The organism is Hymenobacter lutimineralis, from assembly GCF_008271285.1.
Classification (GTDB): Bacteria; Bacteroidota; Bacteroidia; order Cytophagales; family Hymenobacteraceae; genus Hymenobacter; species Hymenobacter lutimineralis.
Map to the genome: position 1 here is coordinate 277,955 of NZ_VTHL01000002.1, position 21,416 is coordinate 299,370.

Consider the following 21,416-nt stretch of genomic DNA (forward strand, 5'->3'; position numbering starts at 1 on the left):
GCTGCTAGCAGCAGGTGTAGTAGACTACGGCTTTGCCCCGCTTGGGCGAGTAGCCAATCATCTGCCCGTTTTCTTCGCCCAGCTGGTAGGCAAACCGCGGCAAGCCGGTTGCCTTCACTTCGGCCCAGGCGGCCTGGTTTAGCTGCTTGGGGGAGGCACTCGGTGGCACTTCGGCTCGCACGGAAAAGGCTTCGTCCGTGAAGAATTCGGCGGCCCGCTTGCGGATGTAATGGGCCCGCTGGGCATCGGTAGGGTTTTCGCCGTACTTGTTGATGCCGTAGTTGAGGAGGGCAGTGGCCGGAAAACGCTCGGTCCAGAGGGTGTCACCGGCTGCCGACACGATGGAAAACTGGGCCGAGGCCGTCAGGACGGAGTCGCCGCGCAGCACCAGGCGGAACTCGTCGGGCTGCCGGGCATTGGAAAACAGGTGGGTTATGCGCACATCACTCAGCACGCCGGGTTGGGGCTGCGGCGCGACAGGAACCGCGGGCGCCGCAGCCCCTCTCTGCGCAGCCGGGAGCGGCGGAGTAGGCGTGGAAGAAGTTTCGGAGGGGGAAGGAGAAGAACAGGCGGCAGCGGTCAGCAGCACACCGAGCAGGGAAAGGCGCATACAGATGAGCGGATGATGAGGTGCCTTGTACGCAGGCTGAACGGGATAAGTGGCTGGTGCTACCCGCCTCTCTGGTTACCCCTCACCCCGCAGCCGGCGGGCATATGCCTCGTCGAGGGGCCGCAGTTTGCGGATACCATAGTCAAAGCAGAGCATGCCGGTTTTGGCGCGGGCTATTTCCCGGTCCTCCTGGTTTTTCACCCAATACACCACATCAAAGCCGTATTTGGTCACGTCGGCGGCGGCCATCTGCACCTGCAGCGTATCCCCGTAAAACCCTTCGCCCTTGTACTCTATGGCTACGTCGGCCATGATGTGGCCAATATGCGTGGTGGGGTCCAGCTCTACCTGCCCCAGAAAGCGCAGAAACTGCACCCGGGCCTCGTGCAGAATCCCCAGCAGGGCATCGTTGCCGAGGTGGGCGCCGTAGTTGAGGTCGGTGATGCGCAACGGAATTTCTACGGTCAGCAGGAATGTGTCGGGCAGCGCTACTTTTACGCGGGGCATAGAAGGCGTTTCTAGTTACTGGTTGCTCGTTTCGAGTTACTCGGAACCAGCCGCCGAAGTTCGCCGAAATTGCCGTTAGTATTCACCCCCGCTACCCCAAAACCAGGAACTCGTAACCAGAAACCACTATGGATGTAGAAGTGCGTACTACCGCCGATGGGTCGAGCACCTTATACGTGCCCGCGCTGAATGAGCACTACCATAGCACCCACGGGGCCGTGCAGGAGGCCCAGCACGTGTACCTAAGGGCCGGCCTGGAACCGCTGCTGGCGGCCGCAAGTGCGCCGGTGCGGGTGCTGGAAATTGGCTTTGGCACCGGCCTCAATGCTCTGCTCACCCTGCAACGCAGTTTAGTGTCCCCCATGCTCATTACCTATGACACCCTGGAAAAATACCCGCTGCCGCTTTCTGTCATCGAGCAGCTGGGCGTGGAGCGCTACATCCTGAACCCCGAGTTGCAGGACCTGCACCGGCAGCTGCACACGGCCCCCTGGAATGAGGATGTGCTGCTGGCCCCGCACTTCCGGCTCCGCAAAATCGACCAGGAGCTGCAGCAAACCACGTTGCCGGAAAATCAGTACCACGTCATCTACTTCGACGCCTTCGCCCCCGAAAAGCAGCCCGATATGTGGACGGATGCCGTATTCACGCAGCTCTATGAGGCTACCGCCCCAGGCGGCTGCCTGGTGAGCTACTGCGCCAAGGGCTCCTTCAAGCGCAGCCTGCTGGCGGCAGGCTGGCAGGTAGAGAAGATTCCTGGCCCGCCCGGCAAGCGCGAAATGACGCGGGCCTGGAAACGGGGGTAGCGGGGCGCTAAGCCAGCTAATTGTTGGACCCTACGGGCACCTGCTCGATTTAACGGGAGCAAGCTAGCCGTCCGTTTCAAGGGTTTCTCCGTAGGTTAGAGCTTCTATGAGTCGAAAACTGCTGGAAACAGACGGTCAGGAATGGGTGGAGAAAGGCATCATCACACCGGAGCAGCACGCCCGGCTGCTAGCCCTCTACCCGCTCGATACCCACGCCATCGGGTTGCTGCCGTTGCTAGGCTCCCTGCTGGTGGGCCTGAGCGCGCTAAGTTTGGTAGCCGCTAACTGGCAAGGCCTGCCGGAACTGCTGCGCCTGGGGCTGCTGCTAGGAGCGCTGGCGGCAGCCTACACGGCGGGAGATTATTTCTACCGGCGCGGCAACGACCAGGTAGGCCTAGGGCTGGTTGCGCTGGGGCTGATTTTGTTTGGGGCCAGCATTATTCTCACCAGCCAGCTTTATCAGCTCATTGGCTACGATCTGACGGGGCTGCTGGCCTGGGCTGTGGCCGGCATGGCCCTCACCTGGCTGTACCGCAGTCGGCTGCTGTTTCTGCTCACGGCTATTATCAGTGGGGTGGTGCAGGGCTATAACACCGGGCAGTTGGGCGCTTTCAGCTACCTCACGGCGGCCTTCACGGCGCTGGGCTTGGGCTACTACTGGTGGCGCCGCCCCGATGCTCTCACGGGCGCCGTGCTGGCTACCGGGCTGCTCTGGCAGTCGGCGCTGCTTGTTAGCTACCTGCACATCAAGCTCACCTGGTTTTTCGTGCCGGCCATGCTCATCTATACCCTAGGCGACTGGCAGCCCTACCGGCCAGCTGCCCGGGCCGTGCAAGGCCCCCCTCTGGTAGCGGCCTTTCTGTTTACACTGGGGCTGGCCTTGTTCGGGGAAGCCGATTCGTATACCGATACCCTCCGCCCTCCTCTTCTGGCTTATCTGGCCACCCTGGGCGCGGTGCTGGCTTTGTCGCTCTGGGGTAAGCAGCGGCGTGGGCGTCTGAGCAGCGCTACCGACTGGCTGCTGCTCTTGCCGGGGTTCTACTTCCAAGGCGGGCTGGCGTTGGCCGTGGCTACGCTGGTGGTGCTGTATGCCTACTCGGGAGCGGTGCTGGTGCGCGCCCACCAGGAGCAAAACCAGGACCGCATCACGCTGGGCACTGGGCTTTTTATTCTTACCACGGCCGTAGCTTACTTCAAGCTCACCTGGGGCTTTATGGATAAGTCGTTGTTTTTCCTGGTGGGTGGGCTACTCCTGCTGGCTTTGTGGTGGTATCTGCGCCGCCGGGCCAGCCGCACGGCCGCGGCCTCTTCATCCCAGCAAGTATGAACGCCTCGCTCCCATCTGCCACCAATGTACCGACCCTAGCTACTACCTCGGTGATGACTGAGCCGCAGCGCCGTCGTTGGCTGCGCTGGCTGGTAGCGGCCCAGGCACTGTTTGTGGTGGGCGTGGCGGCCAGCGGCTATGCAACCAGCTACTGGGGCCGCACCATCTGGCTGCAAACCGCCCCCGTAGATCCGCGCGACCTGCTCTACGGCGACTACGTCACGCTCAACTATACCATCAGTCAGCTGCCCGGCCGCCTGTGGCGAGGGCCGCAGCCGCCCCGCTCCCAGCAGGCCGCCTACGTGCTGCTGCAAGCCCGCCCCGACAGCACTTACGCGGCCGTTGGCATCTACCCCGAAAAGCCCTCTGCCACCGAAAACCAGGCGGTGTTGCGGGGCTCGGTGCAGGATACCTGGCGGCGAAGCGTGCGTTTGCGCTACGGCCTGGAACGCTACTACGTGCCCGAAGGCACTGGCAAGGCCTTGGAAAAGCGCCGTCACCTGAAAGTGCAGGTGCGCATTGCCCCCTGGGGACAAGCCCGGATTACGCGGGTGGTACCCCTCCCAGTTTCTGCCACTACCCGATGAACAAGCATCCATGGCTTTATTGGTGGCTGCAGATCCTGCTGGTTTTAGGCGGAGCCGTGCTGCTGGCGGACTACCTGGTTGGGTTCAAGGCCCTACTACAGCCAAGGCTAGACATCCAGATGCACAATACCTAGTTCATTATTTCGCCTTACTGGCTGGTGCTGGCTATGGCCCTGCCCCTCGTGCTATTGGCTTGGTTAGTGCGACGCTTAGCTCAGCGGCTCAAGTAAGAGGTTGCCTTGCTCTACAGAGAGCTGTCATTAGCGCATTGCCAGCCATTGTTGATCATGCTGGTCCAGGTCGGTGAGGGCGTATTTCTGCTGGCCGGTGATGTTCATTTCATCCAGCGCATCTACCATATCCTGGTACGTAGCGTCTTTGCTCGTCTTAATGAGGACCATGCCATGCCCCGCGTTCTGCTGAAAGCGTAGCAAAACCTGCCGCAGTCCGTTGGCAGCCAACGTAGTGGTTTGTACACTGGCTCCAGCCGGCGCATCGTTGGCCAGCGGATTCAGGCCGAAGTAGTAATGCACCCGGTGCTTATCCAGAATCAGGGTTAGCGCCTGCGAGTCGTCAATGGTGGTAGCCGGACCCTTGGCGGGCATCGAAAGCTGCATCACCGTGGCCTTGTTGAAGGTGGCAGTGAGCATAAAGAAAGTGAGTAGCAGAAAAGCCAGGTCCACCATGGGTGTCATGTCGAGGCGGAAATTGAGCTTTTTAACGCGGGGCTTGCCACTACGGGCGGCGGGAGCAGCTTGGATTTCAGCCATGACAGTGAGTTGGTTAAGGGTGTTTCCTACCAACGCCCTGGCTTCGCCCCTTATTGCCTGGCAGCTATATAGGCTGGCGGCCCTGGGCTCCTGCTAAAACCACCATACCTTTTCCGGCGTGAGGCAGGCGTGCAGCCGCACGTCGCCGGGCCAGGCATCGGCAATGCGCGGCACCGGAGGCTCTAGGCTTACCCCAATCCGCACCGCCTCGGGGTGGCATTCCATGAGGAACCGGTCGTAGAAGCCTTTGCCGTAGCCCACGCGGTGGCCGCTCTCGTCGAAAGCCAGCAGCGGAACGAGTACGGCATCCAGCTGTGGCGGGAAGACTTCGGTAGCATCCACAGGCTCGGGAATGCCCCAGCGGTTCATCACCAGCTCCGTATCGGGCGTCAAATGAAAGTGGCGGAGCGTCTGGCCATCAGGCTGTACCACGGGCACGGCCAGCTGCAGGTACGGGTGCTGCGCCCACAACGCCCGGATCAGCGGCCACATGTCGGGTTCGTGCTGGTGGGGGATGGGCAGAAACATATGTAGCCATTGCCACTCCGCCACTAGCAGATGGCGAAAGAACTGTTCCGTAAGCAAGTGGCTGCGGCGGATTACCTCGGCTTCGGGCAAAGCGCGGCGGGCAGCTAGAGCGGCGCGCCGCAGGGCGGCTTTGGTCATGTGATGGTTGCGTCAGTCCTGCACCATAACGTAGAAGCTGGCGCGGGGCTGCATACCAGCCAGATACGCCCCTACCGATTGCCGCTCCCACACGCCTTGGCTGGTTTTGCGGATGTATAGGTCGTTGTTGGTATAGCCCACGCTGGCGGTAAAGGCCAGTTGGTTGCTGACTTTCTTGACGTCCGCCCCACCAATCCATTCCAGGGCCAGAAAGAAATCTTCTTCCAACACCAAGTGGTCGGCGGTCAGGTCTACGGTAATTGGGCCTTCGGTCACGCCGCTGGTTACGATAATGTCGCGCTGCACCAGCTTCACGTTGGAAGGCTGGCCGTTTGGCAGCAGACGGTACAGGTTTACGCGGTAAGTAAGGGAGCCGGCCCGGTTGTAGGCCACGTTGAAGTTGGCGGTGAGCACCTTCGTGGGCGTATGTTTCAGCCGGATAACGGTGCCTATCTCCGCCCCCAAGTCACTGGCCGACAGGTTTATTGTGCCGCTGGCGTTGCCCGTGTTGCCCAGCGTCCGGGTACGTTTGTACAGACCTTTGGCTTTTACTTTCACTTCGCGCAGCGTCACGGCTTCTTCCGCTAGCCGCACGGTGGGGCGGGCCAGCAGGTCGCGCAGCAGGAGCCGCTGGGCCCGGTACCCGATGCTCGACACGCGCACCGTATCGTTGAGGTTGGCCTCCGAGTACTTCAGCTGGAAAGCCCCTGTATCGTCGGCTACCGTACCGATTCCCTTGCCCAGAATGCCAATATTGGCAAACGGCACCCCCTGCTGGCTGGCTGCTTCCGTGACAGTACCTGATACTACTTGTGCCTGAGCCGTTACAGCTGCTATAAGACAAAGCACAAGGGTGGCAAGTCGGCGTGAGCCACGCTCGAAATTCATAGAGAGAATAGGGAAAGGCATAAGGCTACTGCGTACGGTGAAGCGACTTTCCCTCAGAGTCCGCGGCGCGCCGAGACGTTGCCTGACTTTCGGGAAAAATCTGTAGACCCAGGGGCGACGGTCCTTTCCTCGGCTCTACTCCTCTTCCAGCACCGTAAACTCCAGGGCCAGGGGGTCGAAGGCGGCCAGCAGCTGCTGAATGAACTGCGGGTTGTTGACGAGGATGTTCAGCACGTTGTCGGTGCGCTCCTGCAAATGGCCGCCGGGCATGAGTTTATCTTTGAGGGCCGTGAGCTGAGAGTACGCGGTTTCGTGCTTGGCTTCGGCGGCCTTGCTTAGCCGCTTTTCCAGCCCGGCCACAATGCCCGTTACTTTCTGCTGCTCAGCAGCCACGGTGCGCACCAGCGTGGGGTCGAGGCGCTGGGCCAGGTCGGCTATGGCCTGGAAGGCGGCGGCCAGCTCGGTTTGCTGCGCAGCCAGGCTCACTTCCTCCTGGCCCAGCGTAGCGCCTACCTGCTTTTTCAGCTCCGGCAGGGGCCGGAAGATGTCAGTGGCCGTCAGCCCGAGCTTGCGCAGCTTGCCCACGCTGGCTTTGCCAATGAACTGGGCCGAGTTGCGGGGCAGCAGAATGGGAAACGGGACACCGTTTTCGGCAAACACGCCTTTCAGTTGAAACCAATACGCCACCTCGGCCCCACCGCCGATGTAACATAGGTTGGGCAGCAGCAGCTCCTGGTACAAAGGCCGGAGCACTACGTTGGGGCTGAAAAACTCGGGGTGCTCCTGGGCCAGCGTTAGGAGCTCCTGCTGAGTATGGCAGCGGCCGGTGTTGCGCACGGTAATCTGCACGCAATCCTGGGCGGCATCATACTCCAGCCGCTCCCGCTTGCCGGTATCCGTCAGGAAAAACAGGTTGAGGGGGCGCGAATATACCTGGGGCTTGTAGCCCGCGGCTTCCAGCTGGGCATTAGCGGCTTGCACCGCCCGGTTGGAGGCCTGCTCCCCGATTTCCTTCGTCAGCACCGGCACCAGGGCCTGCTTGAGCGCGGGGCTATCCGCATCGAGGCTTACCAAGCCCAGGTCCCCAAATAGAGCGTGGGTCAGGCGCAGAGTCGCTTCACTCAGGGTTTTGGATTCTTGATACGCTTCCCGGAACGCGGCCGGCACGTCGGCGGGTAGCTGGTCCAGCACTTCCTCCTGGAGCCCGGCTAACGGCAGGCGGCCCACCGGGCCGCCCGTGTCGGCAGCATTCCACTCGTACTTCTTCCCAAACAAGCTGAAATGATTGATTTCGGCGAAGTCGTGGTCTTCAGTGGCCATCCAGTACAGCGGCACAAAATCGTACTTCGGGTACTTTTCCTTGAGCTGGCGGGCCAGCTTCACGGCCGTCACAATCTTATAGATAAAGTAAAGCGGCCCCGTGAACAGGTTGAGCTGGTGCCCGGTGGTGATGGTAAACGTCGTTTCTTTTTCGAGCAGGTCTAGGTTGGCCTGCACGGCCGGGTGTACTTCGTTGAGAGCAGCGTACTGCCGGCGCAGGTCGGTTACCAGGCGCTGGCGGGCTTCGGCGGCGTAGGAGCTGCGCTTTTCTTCCAGCTGCGCGGCAAACTCTTCGAGGGCTGGAAAGCGGTGATAGAAAGGCGCAAGGGCTTCGTGGCGGGCCAGATAATCGATGAGCAGCGGGGAAAACGCGCCGGTATCGGCGTAGCGCAGAGTCGTGACAGACATACAGGAGAAAAGATATTCGGCAATAACCGGCCAGCGGCCACAAAGTAACTGGCTATTTTTCGACTACGCGGGCCGGGCAGCCGCCAGCAGTTCCTGAAAGTGGGCTATTCGGCCCAGAAGCGCATTTCCAGAGAAATGCGGGTAGCATCAGCATTCAAATTCAGCGCGCCGCCGTGCAGCAGGTAAGGTGAAAAGAGCAGTACTTCCTCGGCAGCGGGGTTGGGGCGCACCAGCTCCAGGGGCTCGGCCGAGGCCTTCAGGGCCGGGACACTGTAGCGGGCCCCGTTGTAGACGGCCCCGCCGGCCGTGCGCTCGGTGCGGCTTTCCGGCCAACGGTGGCTGCCGGGCACCAGCGTGAGGGAAGAATGTTCGGTGCTGCCAGCCACCGGAAAGTACAGGTTGAGGCCGTCGCGCAGGCGGTCCAGCCACGCGTCGCGGTGCAAGGGGTTATTATCGGTGCGGCCGGGGCGCGCCAGTCGGAGGTGAAAAGCCCGCTGCCCGTTGTGTGGGTTGAGCGCGCGCACGGCCCGACCACAGAGCGCACTTACGCGCTGCTCTACCCGCGCCACGGGCACCGGCAACTCCTCCAAGCTGTACTCCTTGGTGAAGTTGACTACCGCCAAGTGCTGCTCCTGGTTGTCGCCGATGAGGGTGTGGTACTGCTCCACGGGCCAGCCAACGGGTACGTGGTGGCCTACTTTGCGCAGGGCCTCGCGCACTTTTTCGGCTAGCCCAGCCCGGAGTGCGGCGGTTTCGGCGGGCGTGAGGAAAGGTGCCACCGTATAACCAGCTGCACTCCACGGCTGCCCGGCCGTCAGGTCGACGTCACTGGCCAGGAGCACGCGGTCCTCGGCGGGCTGGCTTTCTCCTTCCACGTTGTACTCTACCTGCTGCTGCTGAATCCGGGCTTTCATAGTCGACACTGCTTGCAGCCGAAAGGTACAGCCTAGAGCGGCATTGGGCCTATTATAGATGGGGCAGACGTGCAAAAGCCCGGCTCTAACCAACTGGAACCGGGCTTTTGTATGGAATGCGCCGACGCGGGCCAGCTAGATCAGCTTGCCGTAAAGGTCGAAGTCGGAGGCTTCAGTTATCTGCACCTGGGCAAAGTCGCCGAGGCGCACATAAGTGTCTTTGGTAACGGGCACCAGCACTTCGTTGTCTACCTCGGGCGAGTCGTACTGGGTGCGGCCCACGAAGTAGCCGCTCTCCTTGCGGTCGAACAGCACTTTATAGGTCTGGCCTACCTTTTCCTCGTTCAACTCCATGGAAATGCCCTGCTGCAGCTCCATGATCTGGTCGGCGCGGTCCTGCTTCACGTCAGCGGGCACGTCGTCGGGGAGGGTGAAGGAGTGGGTATTATCCTCGTGGGAGTAGGTGAAGATGCCCAAACGGTCGAAGCGGGTTTCCTCCACGAAGTTGTACAGATCCTCAAAATCCTGCTGGGTTTCGCCGGGGTGGCCGGCAATAAGCGTAGTGCGCAGGGCAATGTCGGGCACGCGCTGGCGGATGGTGTCCACCAGCTCAATGGTGCGGCGCTTGCTGATGCCCCGGCGCATGGTTTTCAGCATGTTGTCGGAAATATGCTGCAGGGGCATATCCAGGTACTTGCAGATGTTCTCGCGCTCATTCATCACGTCCAGGGCATCCAGCGGGAACTGCGAAGGGTAGGCGTACTGTAAGCGAATCCAGTCGATGCCGTCCACGTCGGAGAGGTGGCGCATCAGGTCGGCCAGCTTCCGTTCCCCGTAGTGCTGCAGGCCGTAGTAGGTCAGGTCCTGGGCAATGAGAATCAGCTCCTTGGTGCCCATGCTAGCTAGGCGCTTGGCTTCCTTCACCAGGTCTTCGATGGGGCGGTCTACGTGCTTGCCGCGCATGAGCGGGATGGCGCAGAACGAGCAAGGGCGGTTGCAGCCCTCCGCAATCTTAAAGTAGGCATAGTGCGCGGGCGTGGTCAGCAGCCGCTCCCCTACCAGCTCGTGCTTGTAGTCGGCTTCCAGGGTTTTGAGCAGTTGGGGCAGCTCCAGAGTGCCGAAGTAGGCATCAACCTGGGGGATTTCCTGTTCCAGGTCGTCTTTATAGCGCTGGGAAAGGCAGCCCGTTACGTAGAGTTTCTCCAGCTTGCCCGCTTCCTTTTCGTCGGCGTAGCGCAGGATGGTGTCGATGCTTTCCTGCTTGGCGTTATCAATGAAGCCGCAGGTGTTGATAATGACGATGTTGGCGTCGCTCTTGTCGGCTTCGTGGGTTACGTCGAACTGGTTGGCGCGGAGCTGGCCCATCATCACCTCCGAGTCGACGAGGTTTTTGGAGCAGCCTAGGGTAATGACGTTGACTTTATTGGCCTGCTGGCTTCTTACTTTCATGGGCGTATGATGGACGGGCGGCCGGGCAATTTCTTAGAAGTGAGAAACTTGCCCGCTACGGCCCGCGGCGAATTGAGGACCGCAAAGGTACGAACCCGGCAACGCCTTTTCCTACTCCGAACGTTCCTTTCGCTACGTGCAGCCCCCGCAATGCCACCTAGTTTATAGTCCCCGCCCGCCCGTGAGCAGGCCATAAACACCCGGCACCACCCGCCGCAGCAGGGCACCCAGCAGCACAGCCAGCGCCACAATGGCCAAAGGCAGCAGCAGGAACACCAGCAGGTTCTGGCCGGGCCAGGCTCGCAGGGCCGCCTCGGTGGCGTAATTCACCAGCGGCACGTGCAGGACATAAATCATGAAGGAAAAGCCCGTGAGCCAACCAAACCAGGACCGGCGCATGGCCGCCCGCACCAAGCCATCAGCCCCGAACCACATGACCAGCACGCCCAGGGCCTCCGCTGTTTTGTGCAGAAAGAGCATCAGCAGGAAGGGCGGGTGCTCGAAGTAAAAGGCCAGCCAGGTTTTCACGGCCAGCAGCAGCACCCACACCGCCGCAAACACCCCTAGCCGAAACCAGCGAGGCGGCGTCAGCACGTTGAACTCCGTGTTGCGGAGCCATACGCCCAGGGCAAAGAACACGAGCCCCGTGCCTTCGAAGAGGGGCGGAATGCCGAACTCCGTAAACCACAGCAGGCCGGCAATAGAGAAATACACCCACGGCCCGCGCTCCACCGCCTTGCGAATCCACGGGTAGGCCAGGTTGTACACTAGCAGACTTCGCAGAAACCACAGTTGAAAGGGCACTGGCAGCAGCAGCCACCGCAGCAGCAGCTCACCAGGGCTGTAGCCGCTCACCAACGGGTTCTGTGGACCAAAGATGCTCAGGGCCGCCTCCACCACCAGCTGCCGGGTAGGTGGATACTGCTCCAGCGCCCAGGTGAAGCCCAGCCCGATGGCGCTCCACAGCAAATACGGTAGTAGCAGGGTACGCAGGCGCCGCTTCACGCGCACCCCATGCGGGGCGCTGGCGTCGTGGTGGGCAAACAGGTAGCCGGAAATGGCAAACAGAATGGGAATGCGGAAGCGCAGCAGTCCATTCGCCAGGAAGTACTGCACGAAAGTACCCGGCGAAAGCGCCTCATCCACGGGCGTCCAGGGCTGCAGGTAGCGGGAGTGCAGGTTGTAGCCGTGCACGTACACCAGCAGCACCATGGCCACCAACGACCAAAACCGCAGCTTTTGGCTTAGAAAAGGGTCCAGACGGGCAGGCCGCGTAGGTGGCGGAACTGGCGCACGAGAAATGGCATTCATACCCCGCCAGACGCCGAAAGCAGCACAACGGTTGGCTGCCCCCGCAGAGAATTATTGCAGATGTCTGCGCAGTGCCCCGCCAGCAATGCGGCAATTGAGTTTGTGAGGCGTAGCGCAGCAGTATAGGCCGCCCGTGGCTTAATCCCGTTCACAGCCGGTTCAGCAGGGCAGTGCTTGCTAGCGTAATACTTTGCCGCAAGACGGGTGACTGTCGGCCGCGCTAATCGCGCAGCAAGTTTGCCGTGAGAGTGAGGCGGTGCAGGCTGGTGGCCGGAGTACGGTAGGTTCCGAGAGGGGCGTTGTAGCCGTAAGTGAAGTTGGCGAAGCCAAAGAAACTTAGCCCTGCTTCAGGCAGCAGCCGCAAGTCCACTTGCCCCTGATCCACGTAACCCACCAAATTGGCCCGCAGCGCCACTAGTATGAAGTCGAACTCATACCCGATTTTGGGCGCATAGACCAAATGGTCGCGGTATCCAGCCTCCAACCCAATGCGGGGGCCGTGTACCAGTACCGCACCGGGGCCGAACTGCACGTTGGCGTACATGGCATTGATTTCCCCGAAAATCTGCTTCTGGTACGAAATACCCGGCGACGCAATGAGTGACCAATCCCCTTTGGCTTGGGCCCAAGCCGATACGCTTAAGCTGCTAAGGCCTACTAGCAGCAGTGTCAGCCAGACTATTCTCATCGCATTATCAGCCCCTTGGGCAGTTATTTCCAGGCAGACGTAAGCCCCTGGCCGCCGTATCCCAGCGCACTGACCCTATGCAGCTAACGTTAGTCGCAAGCAGCGACCAGTCAGGTAGAAGTCCTGAACCCCATGTCGTATTCTAAGTGCTATTTCTTGAACAGCGAGTTCACGAACGTGTGCCGGTCAAATAGCTGCAGGTCGGTCATCTTCTCTCCTACCCCAATGTAGCGCACCGGCACCTGGAGCTGGTCGCTGATGCCGATAACGACGCCACCTTTGGCCGTGCCGTCGAGCTTGGTGATGGCCAGGGCCGATACCTCGGTGGCCTTGGTGAATTCCTTGGCCTGCAGGAAAGCATTCTGGCCGGTGCTGCCATCGAGCACCAGCAGTACCTCATGAGGCGCGTCGGGAATCACCTTCTGCATCACGCGCTTGATCTTGCTTAGCTCGTTCATCAGGTTCACCTTGTTGTGCAGGCGGCCGGCCGTGTCGATGATAACGACATCTGCCCCCATCTCTACGCCTTTCTGCACCGCATCATAAGCTACGGAGGCCGGGTCGGTGTTCATGCCGTGCGAAATAACCGGTACGCCCACGCGCTGCCCCCAGATGATGAGCTGGTCGACGGCGGCGGCCCGGAAGGTGTCGGCGGCGCCCAGCACTACTTTTTTACCGGCAGAGTGGAAGCGGTGGGCCAGCTTGCCAATGGTCGTGGTTTTGCCCACCCCGTTCACGCCCACCACCATAATCACGAAAGGCTGGCCGGTGTTGTCGGGGCGGTCAAGAATGGCGCGGGAGCCGGTAGCGCCGCTGTTGCGGTCCAGCAGGTCGGCAATTTCTTCGCGCAGGATGCGGTCCAGCTCCGAGGTACTCACGTACTTGTCGCGGGCCACACGCTTCTCGATGCGGTCAATCACCTTCACGGTGGTATCGATGCCCACGTCGGCGTGCACGAGCAGGGTTTCGAGGTCGTCGAGCACGGCCTCATCCACCGTAGCCTTGCCTACTACCGCTTTGCTAAGCTGGTCAAAGAAGCTGGATTTGGTTTTCTGCAGGCCTTCGTCGAGGGCCTGCTGCTGCTCTTTGCTTTCCTTATCCTTCTTAAAAAAATCGAAGAGGCCCATATCGTAGGTCTTAGGGGGTAGGTCTTAGGAATTAGCGCGGCGACACCAAGCCAACGAAGAAGCTGAGGGAGCCCGCGACTAAGACCAAGGCCCTAATCACTAAGCCCTAACATGCAAAAAAGTCCCACGATGGCGGGACTTCTTCACTTCAGTTGGCAGGCCACGAGGGCACCAGGTTACTTAACGCCAGTGGCGAGGTAATCCTGAACTTTATCAACGGGCACCATCTCCTCGCGGAAGGTATAAGCACCGGTTTTCTCCGATTTCACGGCACGAATCACCTTCGCCCAGTCTTTGCCGGTAGCCGTTTTCAGGGTTGCTACTACTTTCTTAGCCATTGCTCAGGTTACTTAATTTCCTTGTGAACGGTCATCTTCTTGAGCACGTTGTTGAACTTCTTCAACTCAATGCGCTCAGGCGTGTTCTTACGGTTCTTGGTGGTGATGTAGCGCGAGGTGCCCGGCTGACCCGAGTTCTTGTGCTCGGTGCACTCGAGGATTACCTGCACCCGGTTTCCTTTTTTAGCCATCTCGACTTTGTTTTTGGATTAAGGACTGCAAAGGTACACGGCTTTTTGGAATTGTCAAACACTCAACTGAATAATCCGCAAGCGAATATTCTTTGCCTGGCGGCTTCGTGCCAACAGTCATCGATACACGCAGCCGCGCTGCCAATGCCAGAAGGCTGAAAACCCCGCTTTAAAAGCAGAATTCTCAGCCTTCGTACTGGTAACTCGTCAGGCAGTCAGCTTTTAGCGCAACACCATGTCGTGCAGTTTCACCAAGTATTCCTTGGTGGCGGCATCGTAGCCAATAGTGTACTTGGTAGGATAATACACGCCGGTTCTGGCTACGGCGGCGGGCTGGGGCAGTGCGAAGGTTTCGGTTTTTTTCGCTTCAAAGTACGCCTTGGTAATCATGGGTTCTTCGAAGATAACGGCACCATTATAGGAGCCATAAATGAAGGTTTGGGTGAAGTCCATGCCGTGGTACTCGTGGCTGGTGGGGTCTATCCAGTGGCGGCCCATCATGGGAATTGTACGGCCCGGGGCCACGTTGGGGGCCGTTGCGTAGCCCGTCGGAAGCAGATTGGCCGCAGGCAGCACGTCGCCTTTGGCGTCATCCAACTCAATCTTCATCCGCTCGGCCATGGATACCATGTAGAAGTGAACGTCGAAGTGGGGCAGGTCGTACACGTGCTCGGGCTCGTGACCGTTGGGGTTCCAGTCGAAGGACAAGTGGTCGAAAGGCAGTTTGAAGTCACCGGCGGGCAAGGCCAGGGTGCTCATGCCGGGCGTGGCGGGCAGGCCCGCAAAACCGGCCTCCGTCACGCGCATTCCGATTTCGGTAGGCTTGCCGCTGGCGTCCATTGTGATGTAGCTGCGGGCCTGCCCGTTGCCAATGGCCGTGGTAGCGCCGTAGCTGGTCGTAGGCTGCGGATCTACCTGGTCCTCGGTGCAGGCGCCAAAGGCCAGGCTACCAACCACCAGCATCAGGGACAGACGCAACCGGGTTTTCGGGAAAAGAGGGGGCGTTTTCATAGAAGTAAGGGAAAGTGAGGGGGCTAAAAACACTCCCGGGCCGGGGCGTTTCCCCGCTGCCCGACAGCAGAGCAAAAGTAGATAGCCTCTCCTCTATCTGCCGCCACACAATGATGTGAGCCGTAGCCCTTACTCTCCCCGAAATCCAACATTCCCGCCGGACTCCACTACATAATTCGGGCAGCAGCCCTACGGAACAGCTACTTCAGCGCCGGCAGCCTGAAATTCTCGAGGACGCTTTTTTTGGCCATCAGCTTTTCAATGTCCGCCACGGTGCGGGGGGCCTCCGCCGACAGGTTTTCCCACCCTTTGTCCGTAATCAGGATGTCGTCTTCGATGCGCACCCCGATGTTCCACCACTTTGGGTCACAGGGGCTGCCCTCGGGGATGTAGATACCAGGCTCCACGGTTATTACCTGCCCGGCGGCCAGCGGCCCGTAGGTACCCCGGTCGTGCACATCCAGGCCCAGGTAGTGCGAGGTACCGTGCGGAAAGTAGCGGCGTACTTCTTCGGGCTTCTGAATCAGGCCAAGTTTGAGCAGGCCGTCGGCAATAACTTTCTCGGCGGCTTTGTGCGGGTCGCGGAACTCGGCGCCGGGCTTACAGGCGGCAAAGCCCGCCTCCTGCGCCGCCAGCACCAGCTCGTAGATCTGGCGCTGGGCCGGGCTGAACTTGCCCGAGGGCGGCACCGTGCGGGTTACGTCGGCCGTGTAGCCGTGGTACTCGGCCCCGCAGTCCATCAGCAGCAGGTCGTTTTTCACCTGGGGCTTGTCGTTGGCAATGTAGTGGAGCACGCAGCCGTTGGCCCCGGCCCCTACAATGCTGGGGTAGCCTTCGAACTCGGCGCCGTATTTTCTATACACGTACTCGTGCAGGCCCTGAATCTCCATTTCGCCCATATCGGGGCGCACAGCTTTCATCACTTCCTGCTGGCCCACGGTGCTGATGCGAATAGCTTTGCGCAGGTGCTGAAGCTCCTCCGGGGTTTTGGCCTGGCGCAGCACATCCAGCGCATCGTTCAGGGCCGCATTATCGAAGCGGCTAGCGGGCCGGGCGGCCAGGGCCTTCTGCCGCTCGGCGTCGGTGGTGGCCTTCAGGTATGCCTGTACATAAGTGTCCTGAGCCAAGGCCGGAATTTGCTTGGTCAGGTTTTCGAGGTAGCCTCTAATATTAGGCGCGTTAATCAGGCCGTAGCGCTGCATAGTGCGGTACAGCTCCGCCTGCTTCGGGTTGAAGTCGGCGGGAACACCGGCCTGCTGCCGGAAGGTGGCCACTAAGCTGAACAGGTCGGCGGGGTCGGTGGAGTCGTCGCGCACATCGGCGGGCAGGTCCGTGAACAGCACCGTGTTGAAGCCAGTCCAGTTGATACCAGCCCCCGCAAATTCCTTATTATCGGCCGTGTACTGCAGCTTTAGCTGCTCCCGGGCGCCAGCGGCGCCCAGGCGGCGGCCCGTCCACTGCTCGCGCTGCGGGTCGCGGGGCTGCACAAATAAGGCCTCGGTAACGCCAGCCTGCCCGCCTACGGTTTGGGCTTCCTTGAACAGCACCAGCACGGCTTCGGGCTCATCGTAGCCCGTGAGGTAAAACAGGTCGGGGCTTTGGTGGTACCGGAAGTCGACGTCGTTGGCGCGGTTGCGCACGGGCGCGGCAAACAGCACCGCCACGGAACCCGCGGGCATGGCCTGCCGGAGCAGCTCGCGCCGCTGCTTATGAAAAGCGGGGTCCAGAAAATCGGCGGGGCGGTCGGGGCCGGCAGCGCGTTGGGCGGAGCCTACCGGCGCTACGGCCAGGAGCAAGCCGGCGGCCAGCAGCAGCCGGGCCGGGGTATTTCGTAAAAAGTGAGCCATTGAAAGCAAAGACTACCAAGCCACTTCGGCGTTGCGCAGAAGCCAGGCGCAAGAAAGCAATATTTAGCCCGCTTCCTGCCAACAACAACAATGCGCAGCACCCGCGGCAAAACTCCCTGTATCAGGAAATTTTGCCGCGGGTGCTGCGCACAACTATTCTTTACGTTTGCTCTGGCCGCCGCAGGCGGAAAAAGCTAGTAAACGATGAAGCCCTGCTCTTTGGCCTTCTTCAGCACCGACATGATGCCGTTCTTGTTGATGGTGCGGATGGTGCTGGTAGCAACCTTCAGCGTAACCCAGGCGTCCTGCTCGGGGATGTAGAAACGCTTCTTCTGCAGGTTCGGGTAGAACTTGCGCTTGGTTTTGTTGTTGGCGTGCGAAACGTTGTTGCCTACGCGGGTACGCTTGCCGGTCAGATCACAAACTCGGGCCATGATATCTAGGAACTTGAAGGTGTCAATACTGGAAAAGGGACGCAAATATCGGTAAAAGTCTGACACTATCAAACCGGCAGGCTGAAAAATAGCAGGTTAGCTCTCTAGGAGAAGCAAAGAATAAAGAATGAGGAGTGAAGAATGAGAAATTGATACGATGAATCTTTCTCTAATTCCGCATTCTTCACTCCTCATTCTTCGTTTTCTTTCGCCAAGGGCAATGCCGGCAGCCGCTGCCGCAGCAGGAGCCGCGGCGGCGGTGGTATTGTTCGGTAAAAACCATCAGCCCCTCGGGGGTGAAGTAGTAGTCGCCGGGTTGCAGGGGTTGGGGTGCGGGAGAAGGCAAGGCAGCAGAAACACTTTTCGCAAAGATAGAACCCTCCGCCGAACGGGCCTTTTTGCGTAGTTTTGAGCCCATTGCATCCTGCCCTTAACCCCCCTACCCACATGGAAGCTACCTCCACGACCACTGCCCGCAGCCAGGAGCTGATGGCCCTCGAAGACCGTTACGGCGCCCACAACTATCATCCGCTGCCCGTGGTGCTTAGCCGGGGCGAAGGCGTGCACCTGTGGGATGTGGACGGCAAGCACTACTACGATTTCCTCTCGGCTTACTCGGCCGTCAACCAGGGCCATTGCCACCCGCGCATCATTGGGGCCCTCACGGAGCAGGCCCAGAAGCTCACGCTCACTTCGCGTGCCTTCTTCAACGACCAGCTGGGCGCGGCCGAAAAGCAGCTGTGCGAGCTGTTCAACTACGACAAGGCCCTGCTGATGAACTCCGGGGCTGAAGCCGTTGAAACTGCCCTGAAGCTGGCCCGCAAGTGGGGCTACCAGGAGAAAGGCATTGCCCCCAACCAGGCCCGCATCATCGTGGCCGAGCACAACTTCCACGGCCGCACCACCGGCATCATCTCCTTCAGCACCGACCCCGACTCCACGGGCGGCTTCGGCCCCTATACACCTGGCTACCAAGTAGTGCCCTACGATGATCTGGCGGCCCTGGAAGAAGCCGTGAAGGATCCGCATGTGTGTGGCTTCCTGGTGGAGCCCATTCAGGGCGAGGCCGGGGTGATGGTGCCGTCCGAAGGCTACCTGTCTAAAGCCGCCGCTATCTGTAAGGCCCACCACGTACTGTTCATTGCCGATGAAATTCAGACGGGCCTGGGCCGCACCGGCGAACTGCTGGCCGTGTGCCACGAAGGCGTGCACGCCGATATTCTGATTCTGGGCAAAGCCCTTAGCGGGGGCGTGTTGCCAGTATCGGCGGTGCTGGCCCGCAACGAGGTGATGCTCACCATTCAGCCCGGGCAACACGGCTCTACGTTCGGCGGCAACCCGCTGGCCTCGGTGGTGCTGCGCGCGGCCCTGGATGTGCTACTGGATGAGAAGCTGACTCAGAATGCCCGCGCCCTGGGCGAGGTATTCCGCGAAAGAATGCGCCGCGTGCAGGCCCAGCGCCCCGAGGTAGTAGAACTGGTGCGCGGCAAAGGCTTGCTGAATGCCGTGGTCATTAAGCCCAGCGCCGATGGACGCACGGCCTGGGACGTATGCGTGTCGCTGATGGAGCACGGCCTGCTAGCCAAGCCCACCCACGGCGACATCATCCGGTTTGCGCCGCCGCTGGTAATTACCGAAGAGCAGATGCACGAAGCCTGCGACCTGATCGAACATGTGATTCTGGCTTTCTAAACAAAAGATAAGGAGCACGCACAGAAGAAGGCAGCTGCCTTCTTCTGTGCGTGCTCCTTTCTTGCAAGCCGCCGCGCCTGCCCGGACCGCCACAGCAAGGCTATCCTTGCCGTACGGTCCGTGCAGGCGCGGTAGCGTTTAGAGCCCTTCGGACTGGGCAGCGCTGGCCTCCGCCGCTTCCAGCCGGGTACGCCAGCGAGGGTACAGGAGCAGCTGCGTCTGGATGACCAGCCAAGCCAGCACCATGGGCACGGCCTTGAGCTTGTACACATCGAAGTAGTTGCGGCGGATGAAGGGCGGCACCAGATCGGTAGCCGACAAGCAGGTGAAAACTACCACGAAGGCAAACAACCCCCAGCCCCAGGCTAGGGTGCGCCGGTAGCTCAGAAACCAGAGCATGAAGCCGGCCACCGCAATAACGAAGGTGGGCGACTCGGCCATCTGGTTGAAAATCACCACAAAAATCAAAATAGACGCCACGTAGAGGCGCCGGTAGCTGTCCTCTTGCCAGCTGCGCCAGTAGGCCAGCGGCAGCAGCAGCAGCAGCAACCCCAGGGCCTGGACTACCCCTTTGGCCTGAGCTGGTACTCCAAACCACGTTTCCAGGATGCCCATCAACGACAGCTGGATGCCCGTAGCCGAGGCGCGCACGATGCTGTACCAGCCCTGGTAAATCATCTGGAAATCAGCCCAGGACACCACCAGCAGGGGGGCAAAGGCCAGCACCAGAATCCAGAAAACGGCCCATAACCCATTGCGGAAAGGCTGCGGGTACAGCAGGAACAGCAAGCCGATGCCAACACCGTATATCTTGATGAGGGCGGCCAGGGCCACGCACAGCCCGGCCCAGGCATAGTGCTTCTTCTCCAGGTGAATGTAGGTCCAGAGCATGAGCCCCACCAGCAGGCAGTTGGCCTGGCTGTTGTGCAGGGCCGTCATCATGTCTACCAGCACCAGCAGCAGAAACCAGGACTGGCGCCGCTGGTCGGCAAACAGGCGCCGGCCGGCCGTGTAGAGCACTACGCTATTGAGCGTGTTCCAACTGAGCAGCCCCAGCCACGTGGGCAGGTAGGCAAACGCACCCATGAACAGGGCAAACGTAGGGCTGTACTTGTAGGTATCGTAGTAGTACGCGGGGTACTCCAGGTAAAGGTTTTTGCCTTCCAGCAGGTTAAAGAAAGGCTTGACGAAGATCAGGTAGTTGTTATAGGAGCCTTTGAAATAGTGCTGGAAGCTGACTACCACCGTCAGCAGCGCATACAGAATAAGTTGGACCCGTGGGGTAAGCAGGAACTTAAGGCGGCCATTTTGCATGAATAACGGAAAGAAATTGGGCAGGTAAAGATAGAGGATAGAGAATAGGGCCCGGATAACCCAGGTAACACGCACAGCCGCTCGGCTCACTCCACCCTCCGACAAAACCCTTGGCAGTTTTTCAGCGTGCAATTGAACTTGTAGAAGAATAACCACTAATTCAACGGGTAAAGGAACAGTTTGGGCGAATAGCGTAGTTGGGGAGCCGCAAAGCACCGTAGCTTTGTATCGTTTTACTGCTCCCCCATGGCCAACTCTACTCGCTACCTTCTCCTTTTGTGTGTTTCGGCAGTGTCGCTGGCCAGCTGCCAGAGCAGTAAAACTGCTCTGCAGCACCGCTCTACCCAGCCCAGAACCAATGAGCAGGCCGTGGTGCTCATGCACGACTCGCAGGGACCCGAGCCTACGTCCGTCCTGCTCTCGGCCGACGCCGAGCCTACGCCGCCCCGGAAAAACAACTAGGCATTTCCCGCTCTTCTGATCTACTCGCCGCGTTGAACTATTCCTGGTTCGGCGCGGCGCGGTTGCTTTTGGGGCCAACGGGGTGGCAGGGGCTTACGTACCTTGGCCGCAACTATTCCCTTTTCGTGTATGCCTGGTATTGGTCCCCGTTGGGCCTGGCGCTGCGCCGGCCTGTTTGCCTTGGTAGGGCTGCTACTCACCGGCTGCCATAGCCAGGAGGCGACTTTCTCCTTTCGGCCAGCGCCCGTAGCGGCCACCCTGCTGCCCACTGCAACGGACACGGTGCCCGGCCCACCGCCGCTGCAGGCATCCACTGAGCCGGCTCCCGCTGCGCCTGTCCGCACACGTTTGGGCGTTTCTACCAGCCACTCGGCTACAACGGCCATCAATCAGGCCGAAACCCGAAGCGCTGCCCCGGTTTCTTCCCGGCAACAGCCCCAAAAAGCGCTGCGCCGGAGCGCCAAGCCTCAAGACCGGGAACACGATACGCTGCACCTGGTGCTGGGTGGCTTGCTCATTGTTGGCGGGATTCTCGCGGGCTTGCTGCTGGGTGGCTGGCTGGGCCTGGGCGTAGGCGCGCTGATTGTGGTGCTGGGCTACTACTTCCTGGTGATGGGCATCGGGGGCAGCCATGCCTGGCGGGAAGTCTTCCAGGAGTTCTTTAATATGTAGCACGTTGATGATGCCTCTATAGCGCGTAAGCTCCTTACGCCCTACATATCGGCGACGCTCCCGCCCGCAACCTTACC

Annotated in this window: 25 protein-coding genes; 7 read left to right on the forward strand and 18 right to left on the reverse strand. The window is 60.3% G+C overall.

Translation table 11 applies throughout. The features are described 5' to 3' along the window. Positions 1-4 precede the first annotated feature (4 nt). The gene (locus FY528_RS03450) at positions 5-610 is read right to left on the reverse strand and encodes a hypothetical protein (RefSeq protein ID WP_149069593.1); all 606 of its coding nucleotides are present in this window, start codon (positions 608-610) and stop codon (positions 5-7) included. A 75-nt stretch (positions 611-685) separates the two neighbouring features. Then, positions 686-1,117: a thioesterase family protein gene (locus tag FY528_RS03455; RefSeq protein WP_149069594.1), complete on the reverse strand. Its 432-nt coding sequence runs from the start codon at positions 1,115-1,117 to the stop codon at positions 686-688. Positions 1,118-1,245: 128 nt separating this feature from the next. Here FY528_RS03455 and mnmC2 point away from each other — a divergent pair, with 128 nt between their 5' ends. The 4 genes from mnmC2 to FY528_RS21155 all read left to right on the forward strand — a co-directional run bounded on the left by mnmC2 (position 1,246) and on the right by FY528_RS21155 (position 3,971). Next, positions 1,246-1,923, forward strand: a complete 678-nt coding sequence (mnmC2, locus tag FY528_RS03460) for a tRNA (5-methylaminomethyl-2-thiouridine)(34)-methyltransferase MnmC2 (RefSeq protein WP_149069595.1) — start codon at positions 1,246-1,248, stop codon at positions 1,921-1,923. A gap of 106 nt (positions 1,924-2,029) precedes the next feature. After that, entirely contained in the window at positions 2,030-3,250 is a 1,221-nt protein-coding gene (locus FY528_RS03465) for a DUF2157 domain-containing protein (RefSeq protein ID WP_149069596.1), read from the forward strand. Next, positions 3,247-3,837 (forward strand): GDYXXLXY domain-containing protein, encoded by a 591-nt coding sequence (locus FY528_RS03470; protein ID WP_149069597.1) that lies wholly within the window; start codon positions 3,247-3,249, stop codon positions 3,835-3,837. Before FY528_RS03465 ends, FY528_RS03470 begins: the two co-directional genes overlap by 4 nt. Next, positions 3,834-3,971, forward strand: coding sequence for a hypothetical protein (locus FY528_RS21155; RefSeq protein ID WP_187631987.1), 138 nt, complete (start codon positions 3,834-3,836; stop codon positions 3,969-3,971). The genes FY528_RS03470 and FY528_RS21155 overlap by 4 nt, the downstream gene beginning before the upstream one ends. A 126-nt stretch (positions 3,972-4,097) precedes the next feature. Here FY528_RS21155 and FY528_RS03475 read toward each other — a convergent pair whose 3' ends face one another. The 15 genes from FY528_RS03475 to FY528_RS21160 all read right to left on the reverse strand — a co-directional run bounded on the left by FY528_RS03475 (position 4,098) and on the right by FY528_RS21160 (position 17,617). Further along, entirely contained in the window at positions 4,098-4,607 is a 510-nt protein-coding gene (locus tag FY528_RS03475; protein ID WP_149069598.1) for an ExbD/TolR family protein, read from the reverse strand. 93 nt (positions 4,608-4,700) lie between these two features. Then, positions 4,701-5,273, reverse strand: coding sequence for a 5-formyltetrahydrofolate cyclo-ligase (locus FY528_RS03480; RefSeq protein WP_149069599.1), 573 nt, complete (start codon positions 5,271-5,273; stop codon positions 4,701-4,703). Positions 5,274-5,285: 12 nt separating this feature from the next. Then, the gene (locus FY528_RS03485; RefSeq protein WP_187631988.1) at positions 5,286-6,122 is read right to left on the reverse strand and encodes a carboxypeptidase-like regulatory domain-containing protein; all 837 of its coding nucleotides are present in this window, start codon (positions 6,120-6,122) and stop codon (positions 5,286-5,288) included. 174 nt (positions 6,123-6,296) lie between these two features. After that, positions 6,297-7,889, reverse strand: coding sequence for a bacillithiol biosynthesis cysteine-adding enzyme BshC (gene bshC, locus FY528_RS03490; protein ID WP_149069601.1), 1,593 nt, complete (start codon positions 7,887-7,889; stop codon positions 6,297-6,299). Positions 7,890-7,993: 104 nt separating this feature from the next. Beyond that, the gene (locus FY528_RS03495) at positions 7,994-8,803 is read right to left on the reverse strand and encodes a phytanoyl-CoA dioxygenase family protein (protein ID WP_149069602.1); all 810 of its coding nucleotides are present in this window, start codon (positions 8,801-8,803) and stop codon (positions 7,994-7,996) included. A gap of 135 nt (positions 8,804-8,938) precedes the next feature. Continuing rightward, positions 8,939-10,252 carry a 30S ribosomal protein S12 methylthiotransferase RimO gene (gene rimO / locus FY528_RS03500; protein WP_149069603.1) on the reverse strand — a complete coding sequence of 438 codons (1,314 nt, stop codon included), beginning with the start codon at positions 10,250-10,252 and terminating at the stop codon, positions 8,939-8,941. A gap of 162 nt (positions 10,253-10,414) precedes the next feature. Continuing rightward, positions 10,415-11,563 carry an acyltransferase family protein gene (locus FY528_RS03505; protein ID WP_149069604.1) on the reverse strand — a complete coding sequence of 383 codons (1,149 nt, stop codon included), beginning with the start codon at positions 11,561-11,563 and terminating at the stop codon, positions 10,415-10,417. A 220-nt stretch (positions 11,564-11,783) separates the two neighbouring features. Next, entirely contained in the window at positions 11,784-12,251 is a 468-nt protein-coding gene (locus tag FY528_RS03510) for a hypothetical protein (RefSeq protein ID WP_149069605.1), read from the reverse strand. 149 nt (positions 12,252-12,400) lie between these two features. Next, positions 12,401-13,378, reverse strand: a complete 978-nt coding sequence (gene ftsY, locus FY528_RS03515; RefSeq protein WP_149069606.1) for a signal recognition particle-docking protein FtsY — start codon at positions 13,376-13,378, stop codon at positions 12,401-12,403. 176 nt (positions 13,379-13,554) lie between these two features. Further along, positions 13,555-13,716, reverse strand: coding sequence for a DUF4295 domain-containing protein (locus FY528_RS03520; RefSeq protein WP_149069607.1), 162 nt, complete (start codon positions 13,714-13,716; stop codon positions 13,555-13,557). A gap of 8 nt (positions 13,717-13,724) precedes the next feature. After that, on the reverse strand, positions 13,725-13,907 hold the full coding sequence (gene rpmG, locus FY528_RS03525; protein WP_022825071.1) for a 50S ribosomal protein L33: 183 nt from the start codon (positions 13,905-13,907) through the stop codon (positions 13,725-13,727). A 222-nt stretch (positions 13,908-14,129) separates the two neighbouring features. Then, positions 14,130-14,918: a DUF5602 domain-containing protein gene (locus tag FY528_RS03530; protein WP_149069608.1), complete on the reverse strand. Its 789-nt coding sequence runs from the start codon at positions 14,916-14,918 to the stop codon at positions 14,130-14,132. A 200-nt stretch (positions 14,919-15,118) separates the two neighbouring features. Then, positions 15,119-16,765, reverse strand: coding sequence for an aminopeptidase P family protein (locus FY528_RS03535; protein WP_149069609.1), 1,647 nt, complete (start codon positions 16,763-16,765; stop codon positions 15,119-15,121). 194 nt (positions 16,766-16,959) lie between these two features. After that, positions 16,960-17,199 (reverse strand): 50S ribosomal protein L28, encoded by a 240-nt coding sequence (gene rpmB, locus FY528_RS03540; protein WP_044003635.1) that lies wholly within the window; start codon positions 17,197-17,199, stop codon positions 16,960-16,962. Between the two features lie 184 nt (positions 17,200-17,383). Next, a complete protein-coding gene (locus FY528_RS21160; protein ID WP_168681617.1) occupies positions 17,384-17,617 on the reverse strand; it encodes a C1orf53 family protein in 234 nt (77 codons plus the stop codon). A gap of 29 nt (positions 17,618-17,646) precedes the next feature. Between FY528_RS21160 and rocD the strand changes: the two genes are divergently transcribed. Next, positions 17,647-18,891 (forward strand): ornithine--oxo-acid transaminase, encoded by a 1,245-nt coding sequence (gene rocD, locus FY528_RS03545; RefSeq protein WP_149069610.1) that lies wholly within the window; start codon positions 17,647-17,649, stop codon positions 18,889-18,891. Positions 18,892-19,029: 138 nt separating this feature from the next. Here rocD and FY528_RS03550 read toward each other — a convergent pair whose 3' ends face one another. After that, positions 19,030-20,205 carry a glycosyltransferase family 87 protein gene (locus FY528_RS03550; protein ID WP_149069611.1) on the reverse strand — a complete coding sequence of 392 codons (1,176 nt, stop codon included), beginning with the start codon at positions 20,203-20,205 and terminating at the stop codon, positions 19,030-19,032. 246 nt (positions 20,206-20,451) lie between these two features. On the opposite strand from FY528_RS03550, the gene FY528_RS03555 reads away from it, so the two are divergent. After that, positions 20,452-20,667, forward strand: coding sequence for a hypothetical protein (locus tag FY528_RS03555; RefSeq protein ID WP_149069612.1), 216 nt, complete (start codon positions 20,452-20,454; stop codon positions 20,665-20,667). A gap of 129 nt (positions 20,668-20,796) precedes the next feature. Further along, positions 20,797-21,339 carry a hypothetical protein gene (locus FY528_RS03560; protein WP_149069613.1) on the forward strand — a complete coding sequence of 181 codons (543 nt, stop codon included), beginning with the start codon at positions 20,797-20,799 and terminating at the stop codon, positions 21,337-21,339. Positions 21,340-21,416: the final 77 nt, after the last annotated feature.

Excerpts from the sequence above, each read along its gene's own strand:
- FY528_RS03450 (WP_149069593.1), bottom strand. The coding sequence starts at position 610 with ATGCGCCTTTCCCTGCTCGGTGTGCTGCTGACCGCTGCCGCCTGTTCT.
- FY528_RS03455 (WP_149069594.1), bottom strand. The coding sequence starts at position 1,117 with ATGCCCCGCGTAAAAGTAGCGCTGCCCGACACATTCCTGCTGACCGTA.
- mnmC2 (WP_149069595.1), top strand. The coding sequence starts at position 1,246 with ATGGATGTAGAAGTGCGTACTACCGCCGATGGGTCGAGCACCTTATAC.
- FY528_RS03465 (WP_149069596.1), top strand. The coding sequence starts at position 2,030 with ATGAGTCGAAAACTGCTGGAAACAGACGGTCAGGAATGGGTGGAGAAA.
- FY528_RS03470 (WP_149069597.1), top strand. The coding sequence starts at position 3,247 with ATGAACGCCTCGCTCCCATCTGCCACCAATGTACCGACCCTAGCTACT.
- FY528_RS21155 (WP_187631987.1), top strand. The coding sequence starts at position 3,834 with ATGAACAAGCATCCATGGCTTTATTGGTGGCTGCAGATCCTGCTGGTT.
- FY528_RS03475 (WP_149069598.1), bottom strand. The coding sequence starts at position 4,607 with ATGGCTGAAATCCAAGCTGCTCCCGCCGCCCGTAGTGGCAAGCCCCGC.
- FY528_RS03480 (WP_149069599.1), bottom strand. The coding sequence starts at position 5,273 with ATGACCAAAGCCGCCCTGCGGCGCGCCGCTCTAGCTGCCCGCCGCGCT.
- bshC (WP_149069601.1), bottom strand. The coding sequence starts at position 7,889 with ATGTCTGTCACGACTCTGCGCTACGCCGATACCGGCGCGTTTTCCCCG.
- FY528_RS03495 (WP_149069602.1), bottom strand. The coding sequence starts at position 8,803 with ATGAAAGCCCGGATTCAGCAGCAGCAGGTAGAGTACAACGTGGAAGGA.
- rimO (WP_149069603.1), bottom strand. The coding sequence starts at position 10,252 with ATGAAAGTAAGAAGCCAGCAGGCCAATAAAGTCAACGTCATTACCCTA.
- FY528_RS03505 (WP_149069604.1), bottom strand. The coding sequence starts at position 11,563 with ATGAATGCCATTTCTCGTGCGCCAGTTCCGCCACCTACGCGGCCTGCC.
- FY528_RS03510 (WP_149069605.1), bottom strand. The coding sequence starts at position 12,251 with ATGAGAATAGTCTGGCTGACACTGCTGCTAGTAGGCCTTAGCAGCTTA.
- ftsY (WP_149069606.1), bottom strand. The coding sequence starts at position 13,378 with ATGGGCCTCTTCGATTTTTTTAAGAAGGATAAGGAAAGCAAAGAGCAG.
- FY528_RS03520 (WP_149069607.1), bottom strand. The coding sequence starts at position 13,716 with ATGGCTAAGAAAGTAGTAGCAACCCTGAAAACGGCTACCGGCAAAGAC.
- rpmG (WP_022825071.1), bottom strand. The coding sequence starts at position 13,907 with ATGGCTAAAAAAGGAAACCGGGTGCAGGTAATCCTCGAGTGCACCGAG.
- FY528_RS03530 (WP_149069608.1), bottom strand. The coding sequence starts at position 14,918 with ATGAAAACGCCCCCTCTTTTCCCGAAAACCCGGTTGCGTCTGTCCCTG.
- FY528_RS03535 (WP_149069609.1), bottom strand. The coding sequence starts at position 16,765 with ATGGCTCACTTTTTACGAAATACCCCGGCCCGGCTGCTGCTGGCCGCC.
- rpmB (WP_044003635.1), bottom strand. The coding sequence starts at position 17,199 with ATGGCCCGAGTTTGTGATCTGACCGGCAAGCGTACCCGCGTAGGCAAC.
- FY528_RS21160 (WP_168681617.1), bottom strand. The coding sequence starts at position 17,617 with ATGGGCTCAAAACTACGCAAAAAGGCCCGTTCGGCGGAGGGTTCTATC.
- rocD (WP_149069610.1), top strand. The coding sequence starts at position 17,647 with ATGGAAGCTACCTCCACGACCACTGCCCGCAGCCAGGAGCTGATGGCC.
- FY528_RS03550 (WP_149069611.1), bottom strand. The coding sequence starts at position 20,205 with ATGCAAAATGGCCGCCTTAAGTTCCTGCTTACCCCACGGGTCCAACTT.
- FY528_RS03555 (WP_149069612.1), top strand. The coding sequence starts at position 20,452 with ATGGCCAACTCTACTCGCTACCTTCTCCTTTTGTGTGTTTCGGCAGTG.
- FY528_RS03560 (WP_149069613.1), top strand. The coding sequence starts at position 20,797 with ATGCCTGGTATTGGTCCCCGTTGGGCCTGGCGCTGCGCCGGCCTGTTT.